Here is a 17,026-nt window from a genome sequence, read left to right on the forward strand (position 1 = left end):
GCATTGGAACCACCTGATCCCATCCCGAACTCAGCAGTGAAACGATGCATCGCCGATGGTAGTGTGGGGTTTCCCCATGTGAGAGTAGGTCATCGTCAAGATTCATTTCGCAAAACCCCTATCTGCGCGAGCAGGTAGGGGTTTTGTCTTTTTGGTGTTTTCAAAATCAGCGCTGCCTTCTTGGGAGGCAGCTTGTAACCCCAACAGAACTCTCACACCTTGACCGGTCGTGTGAGGGCGCTTACAGCCTGATCACTCTTGAGTACAAGCACATCGCCTTCAAGTGCGTCGAGCACCACCTCAGCAGTGTTGCCAATCAGGGCCCCGGAGATACCTGTGCGCCCAACTGTTCCGATAATGGTCACCACCGCATCGATTTTCTTTTCGGTGTAAGGAATCAGCACATCCGCTGGTCCTTCGGCGACATGCAGCCGCTGATCGCTGATGTCGAACTCCGCCTGGAAAGCTGAACACGCCTCACGGTAGCGCTTTTCGATGGTCTCGCTGAGCTGATACACCGGATCGGAGGCAGCCAACATGGGCGAAGGGTGAGCGCTGATCACGTGCAGTTCACCTTTGGCCAAGCTGGCGATAGCGTAGCCATGGTCAATGATACTGGCATGCAGGCGGCGGTGATCTTCATCCTGATTGCCCACATCCACTGCCGCCAGGATGGCGCCGCCGGTCCAAGGCCGCTCGCTCTTGACCATCAGTACGGCACACGGACAGTTGCGCAACAGTTTCCAGTCGCTAGGCGTCAGCAGGGCTTTGCGCAGGGGGTTATCCGGGTGATGCTCTTTGATGACCAATTCGCAGCCTTCGGCCTGCTGCACAGCGATGATTGACTCATGCAGGCTGTCCTGCCAGGCCTGTTCGTGGCTGACGCTATCGTAGCCATCGTCATGCAACTGACTGGCGAGCACGCTCAGCAATGCGTGATGGTCGCGCTTCTTGTCACACATCAGCAGATGCAGGCGTGCACCGGTAACCCCGGCAATCAGCTTGGCGCGAGTCAGCGCGCGACTGTGGGCGTGTTCAGGGTCGAGCACGACGAGGATGCTGCGAACGGCTTGCATGGCATGAAACTCCTTGGATCGCGAGGGCTCACACCTGACTATAGTTGGCCGATGCGGCGATGCCGTTTGACCTGTATCAAGCGCAAGCGCTGGCGATGGCTGTCACCGTCGGTATAATCCCGCGCTCCTGCGTTGCCAACCTCCGTGAATTTATGTCCCTGACTCCTGAAATCGATGCCTTCCTTGGCTGCCCCACACCCGACGCCTGGATCGAGGCTGCGTTGGCCGATGAGCACACCTTGCTGATCGACCATAAGAACTGCGAGTTCAAGGCCGCCAGTACCGCACTCAGTTTGATCGCCAAGTACAACACGCATTTGGAACTGATCAATATGATGTCGCGCCTGGCGCGTGAGGAACTGGTGCATCACGAACAAGTGTTGCGCTTGATGAAGCGTCGGGGTGTACCGTTGCGCCCCGTTTCAGCCGGGCGTTATGCCTCTGGACTGCGGCGAGTGGTGCGTGCCCATGAGCCGGTGAAGCTGGTCGATACCCTGGTGGTCGGCGCTTTCATCGAGGCCCGCAGTTGCGAGCGCTTCGCGGCCTTGGTCCCACACCTGGACGAAGAACTGGGTACGTTCTACCACGGCTTGCTCAAAAGCGAGGCGCGCCACTATCAAGGCTATTTGAAACTGGCGTATGAGTATGGAGAGGCGTCAGATATCGCGCAGGTGGTGCAGAAGGTTCGGGAGGTAGAGGCGGAACTGATAAGTTCCGCCGATGGGGAAATGCGCTTTCACAGCGGCATCCCAATGGCCCAGCCAGCCTGAGTGGGCCAGAAGGTTGCTTAACTTACTGTCTACGGCCGAGTAGCAGGCCTACCACCAGACCGATGCCAGCGGAAATCGCCACAGTCTGCCAAGGATGAATGCCGATCAGCTCTTCGGTCGCCTCGACCACCGGCTGCGCTTTTTGCCCCAGACGGCTGGTGGCCTGACGCGCCTGGCGTAGCTTCAGACCGAGCTGGGCGCGCAGTGTATCCGCTTCCTCGCCCACCAGAGACGCGCTGCTGTCTAGAAGTTTTTCCGACTCCTCGATAAGCGCCTGCAACTCGCTGAAGACCTGATCCTTGATCTGCTCGGTTTCGCTGGTCGCGTTGGATTTCCTGGCCATGGATGCCTCCTTGTAGGTGTGTTGGTGTAAACAGTGGAAAGCAGTGGTCGGCGAAAGTTGCACTGGCTTGGCGATGGTGCATCGCAAGCGTGTAAGATATCGCTCATTTTCAAGCGGCAGGAAAGACCATGAGTTTCAATCTGGCCAATAGAGACTTCGCCGAGCGTGCGCAGATCGAGTCGGAAAAGGCGCGCTTGTTCGAGCTGTGGCAGAACAACCTGGGCAAGGCCAAAGCCGAGGCGGCCAGGATGATTGCCGAAAAGTCGCGGCGCAAGGGCAAGTGGGCGGACTGGGTGCGTGCGGAGCTGGACGGCATATCGCCCCCTGAATTCGCTAACATGATTCGCAGCGAAATCAACAAGATGATGGCCGCCGCCAGCGCCAATCGTTGAGGGCTACCAGCCGAAAGTACCTGGCTGGGGCAGATCGAGTTTGCCCTTGTCGGTGAAACGGATCGTTCCCAACGGACCCCCGGCCAACTTGCCACGTAGTATGTAGGGCAGACCCTGTAGCGACTGTGCACGGCTCAGGCCGTAGGCTTGGCGTAGAAAGGAAAACGCGGTAATGCTCACCGGTACTACGATGACCGTCTCCTCGTAACGCCCGATGTGGCCGCGTTGATCGCTGACACCAGCCGCCAAGGGTTGATCGTTCACCTCCAGATTCAAGGCAACGCCGTTGAAATCCACAGGCGTTTCGTTGGGGTTCTGAATGCGGATCTTGACTGCCATGCGTAACTCTAGATCTTGCCCCGCAAGAGGTTCGATACCGATGACGCTGATGTTCAGAGGATCTCGTGGTTGCAACAGCGCGCAGGCGTTGAGCAGCAGGGCCAGCATCAGCACCATGCACAGGCCTGGTCTTGAGCGAAAGCGGACAGTCATGAGCAGGCGCCTTGGCGTGTGGACGAGCGCGTAGTGTGGCAAATGCGGCGTGTCGTTGAAAGTGACAGTGGATATGAAAGATACTCTTTCGCATTAACACCAATCCTACTGGCATCATCTCTCCATGCTGACGTCTCCCGTGTCCAGCCTGCTGGCAAGCTTCCAGGAGCACTACGACGACTTGTTGTCGTTCCTCACGCGTCGTATGCAAGACCGACAGCGCGCCGCCGACGTTGCGCAGGAAACATACCTGCGCTTGGTGCGTATCGAAGCACAGGCCATCGCGGTCGCGCACCCACGCAGTTTCATCTTCCGCGTCGCCGGCAACCTGGCCATCGACGCGCTGCGGCACGAGCGACGCCGAGCGTCGAATCATGAACCGGAGGAGGGTAGGGGCGAAATCCCGTGTCCCTCACCTGCCCCGGAAGCTACGCTGTTAGCTCGCGAGCGCCTGCAAATCTTGGATGACGCCTTGCTGCAGTTACCGAGCAACGCCCGTCAGGCCCTGCTGCTGAACCGGGTCGAGGGCCTGACTCAGGCGCAGATCGCTCAGCGCCTGGGCGTTTCCCCGAGCATGGTGGCAAAATACATCGGCCAGGCCCTGCGCCACTGTCGTGACTGGCTCGAGCAAAACCATGACTGAGCGGCCTGCGATGACCCCGCGACCTCCCCACAACGACCTCTGCGACGATGCCCTCGACTGGCAGGTCGTGCTCCACTCCGGTAATGCCGGTGCCGATGACCATGAGCGTTACCAGCGCTGGTGTGCGTCCAGTCCGGCCCATGCGCGTGCCGCTCGTGAGGCCGAGGCGCTGTGGGGCGATCTCGGGCAGACCCAGGCTGCACGGACGTTGCACACAAAGCCGCTATCGCGTTCTCGGCGGCGCTGGCCACGCGCACTGGCCGCATCGATAATGATGGCCACCATCGCTTGCACCGGATGGCAGCAAGCACCGATGTGGTTTTCTGACTATCACACCGCAATGAACCAGCGTCAGACTTTCACTCTGGCCGACGGCACACGTGTCACTCTGAACGGCAGTAGCGCATTGTCGGTGTCATTCAGCGATACACGGCGTGAGGTCGTGCTGCAGGCAGGTGAAGCATTGTTCGATACCGCCAGCGATCCGCGTCCGTTCGTGGTCGATGCCGGAGGCGAACCGGTCGAGGGCCGCCATGCCTTGTTCAGCGTGAGACGCCAGGCGTCCGGCGCTGAAGTGGTGTTGACCCGGGGTGAAGCGCAACTCGGTGGGCGACAGCTTGCACTCACCCCTGATGCCGAGGCCCGGACCGCCTGGCAGCGCGGCAAGCTGATCTTCAATGGCAAGCCGCTTGGCCAGGTACTCGCCGAACTGGAGCGATACCGTCATGGGCGTATCTTCATTTCCGATGCCCGCCTGGCAGGCCTCGAAGTGAGCGGGGTGTTCGATCTCGACCAGCCGGACGCCTTGCTTCGTACCCTGGAGCAGCGCTACGGTTTGACAGTGACCTATCTGCCGCTTCTGGCAGTGGTGCGTTGATCGAGAAGATAATCGAAATATTTTTCATTTCCTGCTGCAAGTTTCCGCTGGCCAGATCGTCGTAGGGGGACTGATCCGTACACCCCCCTCGACTCGCCTGGAAGCTCACTTGTGAAGGCCACGCTCAATTCCCTGAACCGCTGCGGCGGTGGTTTCAAATATGTCCTGGCATCCTGCAGCGCCGTGCTGTCGCTGGCAGGCCCGCTGCCGCTGCTGGCTGCCGAGTCCCTCGACAGTGCCCAGGTGCAGCCACGCCAAGTTCGGCTCGATCTGCCCGCGCAACCGCTGGATCGCTCACTGACCGCATTTGCCGACCAGGCGGGTTTGCATGTGCTCTACACCACGGCCGATGTCGCTGGTTTGGACGCACCACCTCTGCAGGGTAGCTACACCATCAACCAAGCGCTCCAGATGCTGCTGGCCAGTACGGGTATCGACTGGCAGTTCAACGATGCCCGCACCGTCACACTGCGCAGGGCCGACGTAGCGCCGCAGAGCATCAACCTCAAGCCCATCGAGGTCAGTGTCGCCTCGCGCACCAGCACTGCGATCAGTGAAATCCCCGGTACTGTCTGGGTGGTGGATCAACAGCAACTGCGCGAGCAGATCGACAGCGGCGTGAGCCTCAAGGAGGCGATTGGCAAGCTCGTCCCTGGCCTGGACTTGGCGCCGGAAGGCCGCACCAATTACGGCCAGAACATGCGTGGGCGCAATGTGCTGGTGATGATCGACGGTGTCAGTCAGAACAGCTCGCGTGGCCTCTCGCGTCAGTTTGACAGCATTTCGCCATTCAATGTCGAGCGCGTCGAGGTGCTCTCCGGCGCCAGCGCCCTCTATGGCGGCGGTGCCACCGGTGGAATCATCAATATCGTGACCAAGAAGGGGGAGCCGGGGCCGGCGCGGTTCGAGACGCAGATCGGTGCCAGCAGCGGTTTCAACAACAGCGACGACTTGGCGACCCGCATCGCTCAGTCGATCAGTGGCGGTAACGAGCGGATCAGCGCCCGTCTGGGTATCTCCGGTGAGCAGAACCAGGCCTTCTATGACGGCGCGGGCAAGCAGATCTTCATCGACAACACGCAGACCGATCTGCAGTACAACCGCACCCTCGACCTGCTGGGCACACTCGGCCTGCAACTGAACGACGAACAGAGCCTGGAGTTTCTTGCCCAGTACTACGACTCCGGTAACACAGGCAGCACGGGCATTTTCTTCCCCAACCTCAAGCACAACGCGCCGTCGGATCTGGAAGACGCGCAATTGCGCGGTGGCTATTCCTCCGACTTGCAACCGCGTACCCGGCGCCTGCTGCTCAACGCCAACTATCACCATAGCGACGTGCTTGGCCAGGACTTCTACCTGCAGGCCTCGTATCGCAAGGAAAACGACAACTTCTACCCGTTCCCGTATTACAACGCCGGCTCGCCGCGTGGATCGCGCGGCGTGTACTTCGCAGCCTCGCAGCAGAATTTCGAGGTCAGCAGCCTCAAGGCGCTGTTCTCCAAGCAATGGGATCGCTTGAAGCTGACCTACGGCGTCGATGTCGATCGCGAGCGCTTCAGCGCCGAGCAGACCACCTTCGATGCCCTGACTTCATCGAACAGCGGCGGTCTCGACCTGGACAAGGCCAGCAAGGCGGCGCGCTATCCCAGTTATCGGGTCGACGGTGTTTCGCTCTATGCCCAGGCCGATTGGCGCCTCACCGATAACCTCACGCTATCCGGCGGCGCTCGGCGTCAGCAGATGGACGTGGACGTGGGGGACTTCAAACGAGTGCCGGGCGGTAGCAACGACTATCAGGTCAATCTGTACAACCTGGGCGCGATCTACGATTTCAAGAACGGTCACCAGATCTGGACCAATTACGGCGAAGGGTTCGATCTGCCAGACCCGGCCAAGTACTACGGCAAGCCAGGGCTGTCCGTGGCCGACAACCCTCTGGCTGGCATCAAGAGTCGCCAGGTCGAGATGGGCTGGCGCTACAGCGATCTGCAATGGGATGCCCAGGCGGCGCTGTATTACATCTGGTCGGACAAGATCATCAACGTCGACCAGCAGACCTTGACCATCAATGTCGATGAGCAGAAAAGTCGCGACTTCGGCTTCGAAGGTGCCTTGACCCGGCACTTCGACACCGGCTGGGAGGTTGGCGGCACCTTGCACCTGGTACGTTCGGAGGAGGAGGCGGCCAACGGCGGCTGGAACAAGCGTGATGCGCGTTACGCCTCGCTCTCCAAATCTACGGCGTTCGTCGGTTGGAAGGGCGATGGGCGCAGCGCGCGTCTGCAGGCCAACAGGGCCTTCACGCTCAAGGACGATGCCGACCATCAGATCAACGGCTACACCACCTTCGATTTGCTGGGCAGCCAGGAAACCGGCTTCGGGACCTTCAGTGCGGGTATCCAGAACCTGTTCGACAAGCAATACAGCACGGTATGGGGCCAACGGGCGACGCTGTTCTACTCGCCGACCTACGGCCCTGCCTACTTGTACGATTACCAAGGCAGGGGCCGTACTTACAGCCTGACCTGGAGTCTGGCGTACTGACCGGCTGCACGCGTCTGGTCAAGGCAGGGGGCTCGCGGTGCCCACCTGCCTAGCTGAAACATCGCGAATCAACTCAATACGGCTTCATGCTTTTTTGGCGAACCTGTCGAGACTTAGGCTATCCAACGCTTGGTCGCGAATTTTCGTACCGGAGGTGAAGCATGAAACCTACACTGCCGCTCTTGGCTACCAGCCTGCTCCTGTGTCTGCCGGTACAGGCTGCCCCAGTGCAGCTCCCCCTGCTGGCCGCCAGTGACTCGAACAACCCCTACAACAGTCCGATCCAGCGCGCCAACCCCAACAGTCGCCAGGGCAGCGTGCCGGCTACGCCCCCGGTACGGGGGCCCTCGACGGCACCTGTTGAACGTCCCCCGACGCTGGAAAACCGCGGCATCGGCAATGGTGACAACCTGCGTCGTCAGCAGCAGACACCGAACCTGGAGCCCCGTCGGCCTCCACGCGACTCGCAACGCACGCCTTGAATCCCCCTGGAAGGAATCCCCTATGACCCCACGTATCTGGATGACCACACTGGCGGCTGCTGCACTGTTTCCATTGCTGGCGCAGGCCGCTGCCGAACAGCGCTTGCCCAGTGAAGAAGGCGAGTTGACGGTCAGCACTGTCGCCGACGGCCTCAACCACCCTTGGGCGCTGGCCTTCCTGCCTGGTGGCAAGGACATGCTGATCACCGAGCAGCCAGGCAATCTGCGCATCGTCAATGCCGAAGGCAAGGTCGGCCCACCGTTGTCGGGCGTGCCGAAGGTCTGGGCGCAAGGGCAGGGCGGCCTGTTGGATGTGGCCCTCTCACCTGAGTTCGCCAAAGACCGGACGGTGTACCTGTCCTATGCCGAGGAGGGCGCGGACGGCAAGGCCGGTACGGCGGTTGGTCGGGGGCAGTTGTCCCAGGATCGATCGCGCCTGGAGAACTTCAACGTGATTTTCCGCCAGCAACCGAAGCTCTCGGTGGGTAATCACTTCGGCTCCCGGTTGGTGTTCGACCGTGACGGCTACTTGTTCATCGCCCTGGGCGAGAACAATCAGCGCTCCACTGCACAGGACCTGGACAAGCTGCAAGGCAAGTTGGTGCGAATCCTGCCCGATGGCGAAGTACCCAAGGACAACCCCTTCGTTGGTCAGAAAGATGTGCGGCCGGAAATCTGGTCGTTCGGCCACCGCAACCAGCAGGGCGCGGCGCTCAATCCTTGGACGGGCCAGCTCTGGACACATGAGCATGGGCCGCGCGGTGGCGACGAAATCAATATTCCTCAACCGGGCAAGAACTATGGCTGGCCGATTGCCACCTACGGCATCGATTATTCCCTGTTGCCGATTCCCGAGGCCAAGGGCAAGCATGTCGACGGCATGGAAGACCCACACCACGTCTGGGAGAAATCACCCGGCATCAGTGGGATGGCCTTCTACGACAGCCCCACCTTCAAGGCCTGGGATCACAATCTGTTCATAGGGGCCTTGGCCACTGAGGAGTTGATCCGTCTCCAGCTCGACGGCGACAACGTGGTCCACGAAGAGCGCTTGCTTGGCGAGCTCAAGGCGCGAATTCGTGACGTGCGGGTTGGCCCTGATGGCTATCTCTATGTGCTGACCGATGCCCAAGATGGCGCGCTACTCAAGGTGGGCTTGAGCAAGGATTGATCGGCGGCCCCACACCAATGCTGCTTGCACTATCATGGCGGTTTTGCCCAGGCATGCCGCCATGACGCCCGCTGCTCTCTACCTACAAGCCTTGCAACGCGAGGGTTTCGTCGCCGATGCCGCGCAGGCCTCGGCGGTCAGTGCCCTTGAGCGCTGTTTCGAGGCCGTCCAGCAAGGACGTGCTGTCCAAGGCGTCTATCTGTGGGGGCCGGTGGGGCGTGGCAAGACCTGGCTCATGGACCTGTTCCATCGCTGCCTTGAAGTGCCGTCGCGGCGTCAGCATTTCCATCACTTCATGGCCTGGGTGCACCAGCGGCTGTTCCAGCTCGTGGGCACCGCCGATCCTCTACAGGCCCTGGCTCAGGCGTTGGCGCAGGACATTCGTGTGTTGTGCTTCGACGAGCTGTTCGTCACCGATATCGGGGATGCGATCATCCTCGGACGCCTGTTCCAGGCGCTATTCGAACAAGGTGTCGTGCTGGTCGCGACCTCCAATCAACCGCCTGATCAGCTCTATGCCGATGGCTTCAACCGCGAGCGCTTCCTGCCGGCGATTGCGGCGATCGAGCAGCATATGCAACGGGTGGCGGTGGCTGGCGATCAGGACCATCGGCTGCATCCCGGCGCGCAGTTGCAGCGTTACTGGGTGAGCGAGGCAGGCACCGCCTCTGCGTTGGCGGCCGTGTTCTGTCAACTGAGCGCCGGCGAAACGGCGACTGAACTACCGCTGCAGATCGGCACCCGGCACGTCAAGGTCATGCGTCGCAGTGAGCGGGTGATCTGGTGCGACTTCACGCACTTGTGCGATCAAGCCTTGGCGGCGACGGACTTCATGGCCTTGTGCGATCGCTATAGCGCGATTCTGGTCAGAGCCGTGCCCGCACTGGGTGGCCAACAGCGCGCCGGGCGTATCGCCCGAGGGACGGAAGATGCCGCGCAGCGCGTGATCGCTGGCGACCGCGAGCTGCCGGCGCTGTCACCGCGTGATGACAGTGTGCGGCGCTTCATCGCACTGGTCGACGAATGTTACGACCGGCGAATCGCCTTGTACCTGGAAGCTGCCGTGCCGCTCGAGGCGCTGTATACCGAAGGTTACCTGTCATTTGCCTTCCGCCGAACCTTGAGTCGCTTGCAGGAAATGCAGTTGCAGCGCTTCGCCTGAGGACCTATCGCAGCCAGTCGATCAGCGCGTCGTGAAAGCGCTCGGGCGCCTCGATTTGCGGCGCGTGACCCAAGCCTTTGAAGGTCACCAGTTTGCCTTGGGGTATCAGTTTTTCCACCTGAGGGCCCAGTACCGCATAGTGGCCCAGTTTGGCTTTGATCTCGGGCGGTGCGATGTCGCTGCCGATGGCAGTGGTGTCCTGGTCGCCGATCATCAGCAGCGTCGGCATCTGCAGGTTCTTGAACTCGTAGACCACCGGCTGCGTGAAAATCATGTCGTAGATCAGCGCAGAGTTCCACGCCACCGCTTCATGTCCTGGTCCTTGGTTCAGGCCCACCAACATATCTACCCAGCGCTCGTATTCGGGCTTCCAGCGCCCGGCGTAATAGGTGGTGCGTTCATAATTGCGCACGCCCTCGGCATTGAGCTTGAGCTCGCGTTCGTACCATTGATCCACCGTGCGGTAAGGCGCACCCAGGGCTTTCCAGTCTTCCAGGCCGATGGGGTTGACCATGGCCAGGCGCTCGACCTGCTGGGGGTACATCAGGGCATAGCGGGTGGCTAGCATCCCCCCCGTGGAGTGGCCCACCAGGCTGATCTTGTCGATCCCCAAGCGTTCGAGCAACGCATGGGTGTTATCCGCCAGTTGTTGGAAGCTGTACTGGTAGTACGCGGGTTTGCTGGAGGTGCAGAAACCGATTTGGTCGGGAACGATGACCCGATAGCCGGCCTTGCTCAAAGCGTCGATCGAGGACTCCCAGGTGGCGGCGCAAAAATTCTTGCCATGCATCAGTAGCACGCTGCGACCATTGGCACGACCTCGGGCGGGTACATCCATGTAGCCCATCTGCACGGTCTGGCCTTGTGAGCTGAAGTTGAAATGTTGCAATGGATGAGGGTAGGCGAAGCCTTCGAGCTGCTTGCCGTAGGTGACGGATTCAGCGGCCAGGGCCGGAGCGCCGGCCAGGCATGCCAAGGTCAATGCGGTTATGCGCAGCATGGCGAAGACTCCGAGTTCGGTCATATAGGAAGCAGCGACTGTAGCAGTCGGTTGACCTGCGCAGCGGACAAAGGTGTCACCCGGTGTGAAACCAGCCCAGGGTAATCAGTATCAGAACCCAGTAGCGACCAGCCTTGGCCAGGGTCACCAGTAACACAAAGCGCCAGAACGGCTCGCGAAGGATTCCCGCAACCAGCGTCAGTGGATCGCCGATCACCGGTACCCAGCTCAGTAAAAGCGACCACTGTCCCCAGCGCTGGTAGTGGCATTGTGCGCGTTGCAACTGAGTGGCGCTGAACGGGAACCAGCGTCGATCACGCAGGCGTTCGATTGCCCGGCCCAGCAGCCAATTGACCACCGAGCCGAGCACATTGCCGAAGGTGGCCACCAGCAGCAGGAGCAGCCAGGCGTCAGGATCGCGCAGCAGCAAGCCGACCAGCACGGCCTCGGACTGCAGCGGCAGCAGCGTGGCAGCACCGAAGGCGCTGAGAAACAGGGCCCCTAAACTGATCATCAGTACTCGGCGACCACGGTGTCCCGACCCTCGCGCGTGAGGCCGATCACCTGGTAAGCGTCTTTACGCGCGCCCATCTCCATCCCCGGGGAGCCGATCGGCATTCCCGGCACTGCCACACCCACCAGATCGTCTCGCTGAGCCAGCAGGCGGACCTGCTCGGCGGGCACATGGCCCTCGACGAATTTGCCGTCGATCACTGCGGTATGGCACGAGGCGAGTCTGGGTGCGACGCCAAGGCGCTGTTTCACCGCGCTCATGTTCGGCTCGACATGGTCATTGACCGTGAAACCGTTGTCGCGCAGGTGGGCGATCCACTGTTTGCAGCAACCGCAGTTCGGGTCGCGGTAGACATCGACGACCTCGGAGGCCTGGGCCAGGCCGCCGCAGGCCAGCAGTACGAATGCCAATAGGTGCTTGTTCAGCATGAAAACACTCCTCGATCAATGCGCCTGCATTGCGCGCGCCAGCGTCACGTAACGGTCGAGCATGCAGCGCCTTGTCTGACCTTAGCCTGAAGCGCAGATGACAGTTTTGTCAGGCGTGTTCTTGTGCTTCGCCTAAGTCGCGCATCAGCAGTCCGAATTCCAGCGGCACCTGCTCGGGCACCGGCAGGTACACCACATGCCCGTCCCCTGGGGCGACATCGATGGCATTGCCCTGACGATCGCTCAGGCGATCGAGGTCGAAATGATAGTTGCCGCGAGGGGTCATGAGCTCGAGCGTGTCGCCCACTGCGAAACGGTTCTTGACCTTGACCTCAGCCAGTCCGTCGACGCGCTGCCCAGTCAACTCACCGACAAACTGCTGGCGTTCTGAAACCGAATGGCCGCGTTGATAGTTCTGATATTCATCGTGCACGTGTCGGCGCAAGAACCCTTCGGTGTAGCCGCGCTGGGCAAGCGATTCTAGATCGTCCATCAAACCGCGGTCGAATGGCCGTCCGTCCGCCGCATCGTCGATGGCCTTTCGGTAAGCCTGAACGGCACGCGCGCAATAGAAATGCGATTTGGTGCGGCCCTCGATCTTCAGCGAGTGCACGCCCATCTGCGTCAGGCGTTCGACGTGCTGAACGGCGCGCAGGTCCTTGGCGTTCATGATGTAGGTACCGTGCTCGTCCTCGAATGCCGGCATCTGCTCATCTGGCCGGTTGTGTTCCTGGAGCAGGAAGACTTGATCGCTGGGCGCGCCAACGCCCAGCGTAGGCTCGACCGTACGCACGATCTCGCCGGTGACGTTTTCGCAGGCTTCGGTGGCCTGGTACTTCCAGCGGCACGCATTGGTACACGTGCCTTGGTTGGCGTCGCGCTTGTTCAGGTAGCCCGACAACAGGCAGCGACCGGAGTAAGCCATGCACAGCGCACCATGCACGAAGACTTCCAGCTCCATGTCAGGCACCTGCCGCCGTATTTCCTCGATCTCCTCCAGCGACAGCTCACGCGACAGAATCACACGACTCAGCCCCATTTGCTGCCAGAACACGACACTGGCCCAGTTCACGGTGTTGGCTTGCACCGAAAGGTGCACCGGCATCTGCGGGAAGTGTTCACGCACCAGCATGATCAGGCCGGGATCGGACATGATCAGCGCGTCGGGTGCCATTTGGATCACCGGCTCGAGATCCTTGAGGAAGGTTTTGAGCTTGGCATTGTGCGGCGCGATGTTGACTACCACGTAGAACCGCTTGCCCAGGGCATGCGCTTCCTGGATGCCCACGGCCAGGTTGGCATGATCGAATTCGTTGTTGCGCACCCGCAGGCTGTAGCGCGGCTGGCCGGCATAGACCGCGTCTGCACCGTAGGCGAAGGCATAGCGCAACGTCTTGAGCGAGCCGGCAGGGGCGAGCAATTCAGGCTTGGCAAGAGAGTTCATGGACGCACCGGGACAAAAGGCGCGAATGCTAGCGATAGGGCGCCCGTGGCGTGTTGATCTGAATCAAGCGCCTGATGGCACTTTTGCCTGCGCGCTGCGCACTAAGGTCCAGGACAACCGAGGAATCCCCATGAATCAAACCGCTCTACAAAATCGGGCACTGGCCGTCTTGCTGGCGCTGGTGACCATCGCCTTCGTGTGGATTCTGTTGCCTTACTATGGCGCCATTTTCTGGGGCGTGATCCTCGGCATTCTGTTCGCGCCCCTGCAGCGCAATCTGCTTATTCGCTTCAACCGTCGGCGTAATCTGGCCGCGTGCGCGACGCTTGCCACCTGTTTGCTGATCGCGGTTCTGCCCGTTATCGTCATCAGCGCCTTGTTGGTGCAGGAGGGCGCGACGCTGTACCAGCGCATCGAAAGTGGCCAGTTGGACATCGCCGGTTACGTCGAGCGCGGTCGCGACATGCTGCCGCACTTCGCGCAGAATGGGCTAGATCGCCTGGGTGTCGGCAACCTCGACGGTCTGCGCGAGAAGATCACCCAATGGGCGACCCAGGGCAGCCGGTTCCTCGCCAGCCAGGCCTTCAGCTTTGGTCAGGGCACCTTCGATTTCCTGGTCAGCTTCGGCATCATGCTCTACCTGCTGTTCTTCTTCCTGCGCGAGGGGCCGGAGTTGGCGCGCAAGGTGCGTCAGGCTGTACCTCTGCCCGAGCAGCAGAAGCGCCGCCTGCAACTGAAGTTCAACCGTGTAGTGCGTGCGACCGTCAAAGGCAACCTGCTGGTGGCGATCACCCAGGGCGCCCTGGGTGGTTTCATCTTCTGGGCGCTGGACATTCCCAGTGCGCTGGTCTGGGCGGTGTTGATGGCATTCCTTTCGCTGCTGCCTGCGGTGGGGGCTGGCATCGTCTGGGGGCCGGTTGCGGTGTACTTCCTGCTCACGGGCGCCATCTGGCAAGGGGTCGTACTGGCCGCATTCGGCACGCTGGTCATTGGGCTGGTGGACAACGTGCTGCGGCCGATCCTGGTGGGCAAGGACACCCGTATGCCTGACTACCTGATCCTGGTATCGACCCTCGGTGGGCTGGCGGTATTCGGGCTCAATGGTTTCGTGATCGGGCCACTGATCGCTGCCCTGTTCATCGCCAGTTGGACCATCTTCACCGAGACCACGCCACAGGTACAGTTGCCGTCGTGAGCCGAATCAGGACCGTTCCAGCGTAAAGAGCTGGAACAGCGCCTGGGTATGGGGGCATCGGGCGAGGGCGCCTGTCATGTTCAGACCCAGGCGCCTGGCTTCGGCTTTCATGGGAATCAGCACGGGCGTATGTCCGAACACAATCACCAGCCCGCCGTACCGAACTAGTGGAATCAGGCGTTCGAACAAGTGCACAGCTTCATGCTGGCGCATGACTTCGGCATTGAGAAAACGCAGGACCAGGACATCGCATCGCCCGGGTGCAATTGCCGGGGTGACTGCATCGGTCAGTGCGAAGCGCAGATTAGGATGCACGTGCTGGACGCGTGCATGGTCGATCATGGCAGCCGAGATATCGCTTCCCAGACACTGCACGTGCGGCAAGCCTGCCGCGAGACTGGCGATGAACGTGCCGGTCGAGCACGCCGGATCGTAGACTACTGCCCCCGGTGCAAGGCGCTTCGACAGTAACCCGAGGCAGTGCTGCCGGAAATGCGTCTCCTGGGGATCCAGGTGGCGAGCCAGCCGTCGCGTGTCATCCCAGAACGACAAGGGTGCCACCTGCTCATTGCCGTGTTCGTCGAGCACAGGGAAGGGGAAGTGGACCGTTGCGTCGGGACTGCATGAAGCCTGGACGAAGACACGGTGCTTTTCTTCCAGACTCAGGGCGGTGTAGTGCAGGCGTAGGCAATGGTGGGTGTGTCTGGCCTTGAGTAAGGGGCCTAACAGCATCCTTGGGCTGAGGAGGCTACCCAGCGCGCCTGTTTCGTCCAACAGCTTGCGACCGAGGTAGTTGACGCCTTCCAGCTGAAGCACGAACAGGTTATTCAGGCCGTGCCCCATAGGCTCTTCGAAGAATGCTACGGTGCCTGGCTCGTGAGTGAAGGCCGGTAGGTGACGAGCTATCCAGCATTCGCGTTCGGCGTAGTGCTTTTGCATGACGGGACTCACCGTGTTCGGTTTTGTAGAGAACGGCCTCTGGGGCCGGGACAGACCACATTTCCGCTGCACACGAGGTGAAAACGCTCAAGGCCGGGAATGGCCACGTTGACCAGGCTTATGCCGTTCTGGCCTCGAAAGACCTCGCAAACCCCGGCGTGTTGGCCATGCCTTCGCAGGTCCGCCCACAGCTGTGCTACCTGCTCACGGACCGTCGTGAATGGGGGCGCTGGAGGTAGCGGCACGACTTCGCCGGCTGCTTGATGCACTGTGCCGAGGTCGAGTTGCAGGCACGCGTGCAAGCGCGGGAACGGGCGTAGCTGTTGCTCAGCCAGCGTCAGCTCGGCTTGGGCCTCTGCAACCTGGCTGTTGAGCTGGACCTGAACCAGCTCTGTGACTGCTCGGCGCACTGCATGCCAGGGGTCTAGCGATGCACCGGCACCAAACAAGGCGCCATGCAACGTCGTCTCCGTTGTGATGCGAAGTGCGAGGTAGGTGCGGCTGGCAAATTCGCTGCTGATGTCCAGCACTCGAATCTGCGCGTCAAGGCACTGCTCGGCTTGCCGCCACAGGTGGCCAAGGGCGCAGCTGGGGTCTGGTTTGCTGACCCAGCGCAGCAGCGAGGGCTGCCGATAGAAATAGTGACGTAGAAAAAACAGTGACAGCGCGTCGCGCTCGATGCTTTGGTTCAGCGCGTGTAGCACCGCCTCCAGGTAGGTCGCGCCGATGGCTGCACCGTCGTTACTGCTGTAGCGTCGCAGGCCGCGGTAGTCGAAGGTCTCGCCGGAGAGAGGGTGGTCGGCATGATCAGGCAGGCTGAGGGCAAGCGGATAGTCGAACAGCCATTCCCCGTCCAGATCATGGTAGGCCTGGCAAGCCAGTGTTTTTTCCGGCTGCTCGGCCAGCCAGGGCTGGAGTATGTCCTGCTGCAGTGCTGGCATGCGCGCCAAACGGGCAGCCACGCTGAGGTGGGTCGCGCGTACGTGGTGCTGCTCGAGGAAGTGTTCCAGCGCTTCGAAGCGTGCGCCAACCCGCGCTTCTGCCTCTAGACCTTTGCCGCAACCCTGGCTACTGGCGCCGCAGTGACGACTTAGGGTGACGCGCGCCGAGCCCACGTTGGTGCCGCTCCATTGCTCATTGACGCTGAGCGACAACTGCCGCATTTGCTCGTCTATGCGCTGGCTGGCCAAGGCGAGAGGCAACTCCCGCTCAGCGACTTGTGTGATATCCATGGCGACTCCTGGGGGCAAGGCGGCTGGAGGGCCGCCTTGCAGGCAAGGTTATTCGCCTTTGAGCTCAACCTGCTCATGCTCGGCCAGTTGCAGGGCTTCGCGCTGCTCTGTGGCCTGTTCGACAGGTTGCTCGACGCGCTCGGCGTCCTGCTCGTTCAGCTTGTTGCTTAGACCACGAAAGAGATATCCCATGATGAAACTCCTAGAACAGTGAGTGTCTTTGGCGGTGCCGGATGGCCCGCAGACACAGTGTTCCCCAGTCATGTGCTGTGCTCATAGACGGCAACGGGCGGGGCGGCTGCGTGATGACACCAGGGGT

18 protein-coding genes, 1 rRNA gene and 1 pseudogene are annotated in these 17,026 nt (G+C 61.0%); 10 read left to right on the plus strand and 10 right to left on the minus strand.

The annotated features are described in order from the left end of the window. Positions 1-101 (plus strand): 5S ribosomal RNA (gene rrf, locus Q6A47_RS10265); the annotation flags it as partial. Between the two features lie 111 nt (positions 102-212). Here rrf and Q6A47_RS10270 read toward each other — a convergent pair. Further along, positions 213-1,076: a universal stress protein gene (locus Q6A47_RS10270; protein ID WP_304484251.1), complete on the minus strand. Its 864-nt coding sequence runs from the start codon at positions 1,074-1,076 to the stop codon at positions 213-215. A 152-nt stretch (positions 1,077-1,228) separates the two neighbouring features. On the opposite strand from Q6A47_RS10270, the gene Q6A47_RS10275 reads away from it, so the two are divergent. Beyond that, positions 1,229-1,846, plus strand: a complete 618-nt coding sequence (locus Q6A47_RS10275) for a MiaE family protein (RefSeq protein WP_116890048.1) — start codon at positions 1,229-1,231, stop codon at positions 1,844-1,846. Between the two features lie 22 nt (positions 1,847-1,868). Here the strand turns inward: Q6A47_RS10275 and Q6A47_RS10280 are convergent, their stop codons facing one another. Continuing rightward, positions 1,869-2,189 (minus strand): ElaB/YgaM/YqjD family protein, encoded by a 321-nt coding sequence (locus Q6A47_RS10280; RefSeq protein ID WP_029613111.1) that lies wholly within the window; start codon positions 2,187-2,189, stop codon positions 1,869-1,871. A 128-nt stretch (positions 2,190-2,317) separates the two neighbouring features. Here Q6A47_RS10280 and Q6A47_RS10285 point away from each other — a divergent pair, with 128 nt between their 5' ends. Next, the gene (locus Q6A47_RS10285) at positions 2,318-2,581 is read left to right on the plus strand and encodes a hypothetical protein (RefSeq protein WP_304484252.1); all 264 of its coding nucleotides are present in this window, start codon (positions 2,318-2,320) and stop codon (positions 2,579-2,581) included. Between the two features lie 3 nt (positions 2,582-2,584). Here Q6A47_RS10285 and Q6A47_RS10290 read toward each other — a convergent pair whose 3' ends face one another. Further along, on the minus strand, positions 2,585-3,073 hold the full coding sequence (locus Q6A47_RS10290; protein ID WP_304484253.1) for an LEA/WHy family protein: 489 nt from the start codon (positions 3,071-3,073) through the stop codon (positions 2,585-2,587). Positions 3,074-3,197: 124 nt separating this feature from the next. Between Q6A47_RS10290 and Q6A47_RS10295 the strand changes: the two are divergent. The 6 genes and pseudogenes from Q6A47_RS10295 to zapE all read left to right on the plus strand — a co-directional run. Beyond that, positions 3,198-3,708 (plus strand): annotated as a pseudogene (locus tag Q6A47_RS10295) (RNA polymerase sigma factor); the annotation flags it as partial. Then, complete coding sequence (locus Q6A47_RS10300; protein ID WP_304484254.1) at positions 3,709-4,593, plus strand: FecR family protein; 885 nt, start codon at positions 3,709-3,711, stop codon at positions 4,591-4,593. Positions 4,594-4,725: 132 nt separating this feature from the next. Further along, entirely contained in the window at positions 4,726-7,140 is a 2,415-nt protein-coding gene (locus Q6A47_RS10305) for a TonB-dependent receptor (protein WP_369811474.1), read from the plus strand. A gap of 161 nt (positions 7,141-7,301) precedes the next feature. Further along, entirely contained in the window at positions 7,302-7,622 is a 321-nt protein-coding gene (locus Q6A47_RS10310) for a hypothetical protein (protein ID WP_304484255.1), read from the plus strand. A gap of 22 nt (positions 7,623-7,644) precedes the next feature. Further along, a complete protein-coding gene (locus Q6A47_RS10315) occupies positions 7,645-8,793 on the plus strand; it encodes a PQQ-dependent sugar dehydrogenase (protein WP_304484256.1) in 1,149 nt (382 codons plus the stop codon). Positions 8,794-8,854: 61 nt separating this feature from the next. Continuing rightward, entirely contained in the window at positions 8,855-9,955 is a 1,101-nt protein-coding gene (zapE, locus tag Q6A47_RS10320) for a cell division protein ZapE (protein WP_304484257.1), read from the plus strand. Positions 9,956-9,959: 4 nt separating this feature from the next. Here the strand turns inward: zapE and Q6A47_RS10325 are convergent, their stop codons facing one another. From Q6A47_RS10325 to trhP, 4 genes are all read right to left on the minus strand, one after another. Next, the gene (locus Q6A47_RS10325) at positions 9,960-10,955 is read right to left on the minus strand and encodes an alpha/beta fold hydrolase (protein WP_029613117.1); all 996 of its coding nucleotides are present in this window, start codon (positions 10,953-10,955) and stop codon (positions 9,960-9,962) included. 76 nt (positions 10,956-11,031) lie between these two features. Next, positions 11,032-11,469, minus strand: a complete 438-nt coding sequence (locus Q6A47_RS10330; RefSeq protein ID WP_039576808.1) for a YqaA family protein — start codon at positions 11,467-11,469, stop codon at positions 11,032-11,034. Beyond that, positions 11,469-11,897: a DUF411 domain-containing protein gene (locus Q6A47_RS10335; protein WP_116887958.1), complete on the minus strand. Its 429-nt coding sequence runs from the start codon at positions 11,895-11,897 to the stop codon at positions 11,469-11,471. Before Q6A47_RS10335 ends, Q6A47_RS10330 begins: the two co-directional genes overlap by 1 nt. Positions 11,898-12,006: 109 nt before the next feature. After that, positions 12,007-13,341: a prephenate-dependent tRNA uridine(34) hydroxylase TrhP gene (gene trhP / locus Q6A47_RS10340; RefSeq protein ID WP_304484258.1), complete on the minus strand. Its 1,335-nt coding sequence runs from the start codon at positions 13,339-13,341 to the stop codon at positions 12,007-12,009. A gap of 130 nt (positions 13,342-13,471) precedes the next feature. Between trhP and Q6A47_RS10345 the strand changes: the two genes are divergently transcribed. Further along, positions 13,472-14,536 carry an AI-2E family transporter gene (locus Q6A47_RS10345; protein WP_295487793.1) on the plus strand — a complete coding sequence of 355 codons (1,065 nt, stop codon included), beginning with the start codon at positions 13,472-13,474 and terminating at the stop codon, positions 14,534-14,536. A gap of 6 nt (positions 14,537-14,542) precedes the next feature. Here the strand turns inward: Q6A47_RS10345 and Q6A47_RS10350 are convergent, their stop codons facing one another. Genes Q6A47_RS10350 through Q6A47_RS10360 form a run of 3 tightly spaced genes read right to left on the minus strand, consistent with a single transcriptional unit; the run spans position 14,543 to position 16,899 of the window. After that, entirely contained in the window at positions 14,543-15,475 is a 933-nt protein-coding gene (locus Q6A47_RS10350; RefSeq protein WP_304484259.1) for a class I SAM-dependent methyltransferase, read from the minus strand. 8 nt (positions 15,476-15,483) lie between these two features. Next, positions 15,484-16,707, minus strand: a complete 1,224-nt coding sequence (locus tag Q6A47_RS10355) for a YcaO-like family protein (RefSeq protein WP_304484260.1) — start codon at positions 16,705-16,707, stop codon at positions 15,484-15,486. 48 nt (positions 16,708-16,755) lie between these two features. Continuing rightward, a complete protein-coding gene (locus tag Q6A47_RS10360; protein ID WP_155290516.1) occupies positions 16,756-16,899 on the minus strand; it encodes a hypothetical protein in 144 nt (47 codons plus the stop codon). Between the last annotated feature and the right edge of the window lie 127 nt (positions 16,900-17,026).

Source organism: Pseudomonas boreofloridensis, from assembly GCF_030580795.1.
Lineage (GTDB): Bacteria > Pseudomonadota > Gammaproteobacteria > Pseudomonadales > Pseudomonadaceae > Aquipseudomonas > Aquipseudomonas boreofloridensis.